The sequence below is a fragment of the Thermogutta sp. genome (genome assembly GCF_014359955.1).
Lineage (GTDB): Bacteria > Planctomycetota > Planctomycetia > Pirellulales > Thermoguttaceae > Thermogutta.
This window is the reverse complement of the sequence record NZ_JACIYL010000431.1, coordinates 1-3815: the sequence shown is the minus strand read 5'-3', so window position 1 is coordinate 3815 and position 3815 is coordinate 1. Positions and strand designations below refer to the sequence as shown.

3 protein-coding genes and 1 pseudogene are annotated in these 3815 nt (G+C 59.1%); 1 reads left to right on the top strand and 3 read right to left on the bottom strand.

Annotated elements, in window-relative coordinates; genetic code table 11:
- Nucleotides 1-1688 (top strand): glutamine--fructose-6-phosphate transaminase (isomerizing) (gene glmS, locus H5U08_RS12560; RefSeq protein ID WP_297033567.1); only part of this gene is annotated, 1688 nt, incomplete at its 5' end.
- A gap of 126 nt (nucleotides 1689-1814) precedes the next feature.
- On the opposite strand, the gene H5U08_RS12555 is transcribed toward glmS, so the two are convergent.
- The 3 genes and pseudogenes from H5U08_RS12555 to H5U08_RS12545 all read right to left on the bottom strand — a co-directional run.
- Entirely contained in the window at nucleotides 1815-2384 is a 570-nt protein-coding gene (locus tag H5U08_RS12555; RefSeq protein ID WP_297033565.1) for a hypothetical protein, read from the bottom strand.
- A 526-nt stretch (nucleotides 2385-2910) separates the two neighbouring features.
- Nucleotides 2911-3435 (bottom strand): ribose 5-phosphate isomerase B, encoded by a 525-nt coding sequence (gene rpiB, locus H5U08_RS12550; RefSeq protein ID WP_297033562.1) that lies wholly within the window; start codon nucleotides 3433-3435, stop codon nucleotides 2911-2913.
- Between the two features lie 50 nt (nucleotides 3436-3485).
- Nucleotides 3486-3815, bottom strand: a pseudogene (locus tag H5U08_RS12545) (hypothetical protein); the annotation flags it as partial.

The window sequence follows — 3815 nt, the reverse complement described above, 5'->3', positions numbered from 1 at the left end:
ATCGCCCCCAGGGGGATATGGGAATCGGCCACACCCGCTGGGCCACTCACGGGGGAGCTACCGACGTGAATGCCCACCCCCATCTGGGTGGCGACGGTGAAGTCGTGCTCGTGCACAACGGCGTCATCGAGAACTACGAAAGCCTGCGTCATCGGCTGGAGTCGGCCGGGTATCACTTCCGCTCACAAACAGATACCGAGGCGATTGCCCACCTGATTGCGGACCTTCTCCGGGATTCCGGCCTCTCTCGGGAGGAAGTCATCCACCGGCAGTATCAACCGCTCCTCGGTGTGGTCCAGGCAGCGCTCTCACACCTCCGCGGCACATGGGGACTGGCCGTGATGTTTCGGGACTACCCCGGTGTCATCATCGCCGCGCGATTGGGCAGTCCGTTGATTCTGGGGGTGGGCGAAGGCGCCAATTTTCTCGCCAGTGATGCCTCGGCCCTCGCGGGATTTACGGAAAGCGTGGCCTATCTCCGCGATCATGAGACCGCCATCATCACGGCCGAGACTATCCGCATCTTCCACCGGGATCAGGGCCGTGTTGAGCCAAGCCTGCACAAACTTCAGCTTTCGGCGGGTGATATTGACACCGGCGGCTATCCCCACTTCATGCTCAAGGAGATCTTCGAACAGCCCGATTCCCTCCGCAATACCATGCGGGGGCGGTTGGATATGGACGTTGCTTCGGCCAAGTTCGGGGGGCTGAACCTGTCGCCCCAGCAACTCCGCCAGGTGGAAAGGATCATCCTCACCGGTTGCGGGACGAGCTGGCATGCGGGACTGGTCGGGGAGTACCAGATCGAGGCCCTTGCCCGAATTCCCGTCGAGGTCGAATACGCCAGCGAATTGCGATACCGCAATCCCCCGCTTTCAAATAACACTCTGCTGTTTGCTATCACGCAAAGTGGTGAGACGGCCGACACCCTGGCCGCCCTGCGGGAAATGAAGCGGAAGGGCCATCCCACTCTGGCCATATGCAACGTGGTGGGGAGCACCATTGCCCAGGAAGCCGACGGCGGAATTTACCTGCACGCCGGGCCGGAAATCGGCGTTGCTTCCACGAAGGCCTTCACCTCGCAGTGCCTCGTGCTTGCGCTGCTGGCCCTCTATTTTGGCAGACTCCGCGATTTGAGTTTTGAGGCTGGCATCCGCATCATCGAAAAAATTCGTCAACTACCCGATAAAGTCGCCCAGGCCCTGGAATGTGATACTCGGGTCCGCCGGGTTGCCGACCGCTTCTATCAATGCCGGAACTTCCTGTACCTGGGGCGGCAGTTCAATTTTCCCACAGCGCTCGAAGGGGCCCTCAAACTGAAAGAAATCAGTTACATTCACGCGGAGGGCTATCCCGCCGCCGAGATGAAACATGGGCCCATCGCTTTGGTGGACGAACACACCCCCAGCGTCTTCCTCTTGCCGCGGGGACCGGTGTATGAAAAGGTTCTGGCCAACATGCAGGAAATCAAGGCCCGGGGTGGTCCGATCATCGCCGTGGTCGAGGAAGGCGATCGGGAGGCATCCTTGCTGGCCGACGAACTCATCGAAGTGCCTGCCGTCGATGATTTCCTCCAGCCGATTGTGTTTATCGTGCCGCTTCAACTCCTTGCCTATCACATCGCCGTGGCTCGCGGATGCGATGTGGACAAGCCGCGCAATCTGGCGAAGAGCGTCACCGTGGAGTGACACCATTTCAGCAAACTCTCAGGCTGATCAAGCGAGATGGGAACCCCGGGTCTGACCGGATGACGCGGGCAATTGAACGAAGGCCCGCCTCAGTGCTTCTGAGATTGGCGCAGGCGTGACGCCCACTCAGAACGGGGCTTTGGGTAAATTGCGCGGATAGGGAGGCTTTTCTTTCGGGGGAAGGGGCTGCCGATACGTGGCCGCCCAGGCCTCTCGTTCTTCGTCGGTGGCGTAGTAGCGCAACCAGATCTCCGGATCGCCCTCCACGAACGCACAGTCCCACCGCAGATAATTGGTGCCCAGGTCCAGCTTCTTCTCTCGCGAGGGCAGGATATCCCGGTAGATGAGACAGTACAATTCGCGATCCGACAGATGATCGGTGAACTCCAGGACGATCCGCTTCTCGTAGAGTTTGTGGATTGTATCCCAGAGAATCTCGTGAAGTTGCTGGTCGTCCAGCGTCTCCGGACGCGGAAGCCTCAGTTCGGGCTCGAACCAGCGGTAGATCGGCAGAACAGGTGCCATTTCCCAGGCCAGCATGGACGCGAGATACTCGTTTTCAGCGGCCAGCGGCCACTGGTGGATGTTAACGCGTGTGAGCGAATCATCGTAGTACGGTTCCAGCTCTGTTCGCAATTCAGCATTGCGGAGTAGCAGCTCGATCTCGTTGGGGTCTCGGCCGTTCCTTTTCGACATGGCACCTCTTTCCCGCTGCTGGATGTCGCCTCACAAGTTGCCGGGATTCCATCCGAACGACCACCACCGTCCCGCACGGCTGCCGTCAGTTGCTCAGGGCGGTGGTTGTTACCTCCCGAACCGTTTCACCACGGTCAGCGTTCCGCCGAAATAAACTCCCACCAATATCGACTCTACTCACAGACGAGGTCACTTCAAGCCCAAAAACACGCAAAACGGCGGGGCTTCCGAATGGCGACTTGCTAAAAGCGGTACTTTCCGCAAAGCTCTTCGATCAACTCGCGAAGCCCCGAAGACATTGTCGCGTTTGCCCATTCAATGGGGCCTTCATAATTTGTGTGATCAGTGTGCGCCGCCAGAGCGAAGCCACGTCCTGAGCACTCCCGCAATGCCCGCGCTCGACGCTGGAAACGATTCTTCTCACACGTTTCCTCCGCGGACCGTCGTGATCGAAACGGACGGAATCGATAATAAGCGGAACATGGCGGCTTTGTCGCGCGGGGATGCAAACCGCAAGGATCGGCCCTTACGTCTGCAGTGTTTGGTCCTCCTGCTGCTGTTGAAACGGATTGCTTTCCGCCTGATTCACCTTGGAGCAGCAGTCCTGGAGGAGTTCTTTTTCGATCTCCGCGATTTTTTCCACACGGCGTGCGTGACGGCCGCCTTCAAACGGTGTGTTGAGCCAGACTTCCACAATTCGGGTGATGAGGCGTTCGCCGAGGAGATCGGCCGACAGGCAGAGCACATTCGCGTCGTTATGGCGTCGGCTGAGTTCGGCCGTAAGATCATCATGGCAGGGCGCCGCCCGGACTCCGGGGATTTTGTTGGCCGCGATGCACATCCCCAGTCCGGTGCCGCAAAAGAGGATCCCGCGGTCGGCCTCTCCGGAAGCGACCTTCTTCGCCACCGCCTCGGCGATGTCGGGATAATCGACCGGCGACTGGCTGAACGTGCCCAGGTCAATCACCTCGTGCCCGATGTTCTTCAGAAAGGTCACGATTTTGGGGCGAATGGAGTAACCGCGATGGTCGCTTCCAATGGCAATCCGCATTTTTCAGAAACCTCTCAAAATGAAGGAATCCGTGGGCCCCTTTTTCGATTTTACGCTCCCGAGCGGGGCGCGACTACTAATCGGAGAAGTTCCTCGCATCGGTGACGCAGGGCTTCTTCAATGAGTTTCGCGCATGCTTCGTACGCCTGAAGCGGCCCGCCGAACGGATCGGCGATGTCCTGACCGCGGGGATCCAGGCAATCGATGCGGTCCGCCGTGTCCGGCCAGCGAGCCAGGATGGCCTCCTTCAGAGCCCGCGTCATTGTGAAAATGCGATCGGCGTCTCGAACAAGAGAATCGGTCAATTGCTGGGACATGTGTCCCTCTAAATTGATTCCGCGTTGTTTGAGGACCTCGATCGCCTGGGGACTGGCCCCATC

Bases quoted from the DNA above. Each gene is read 5' to 3' on its own strand.
- H5U08_RS12555 (WP_297033565.1), bottom strand. From the start codon at position 2,384: ATGTCGAAAAGGAACGGCCGAGACCCCAACGAGATCGAGCTGCTACTC.
- rpiB (WP_297033562.1), bottom strand. From the start codon at position 3,435: ATGCGGATTGCCATTGGAAGCGACCATCGCGGTTACTCCATTCGCCCC.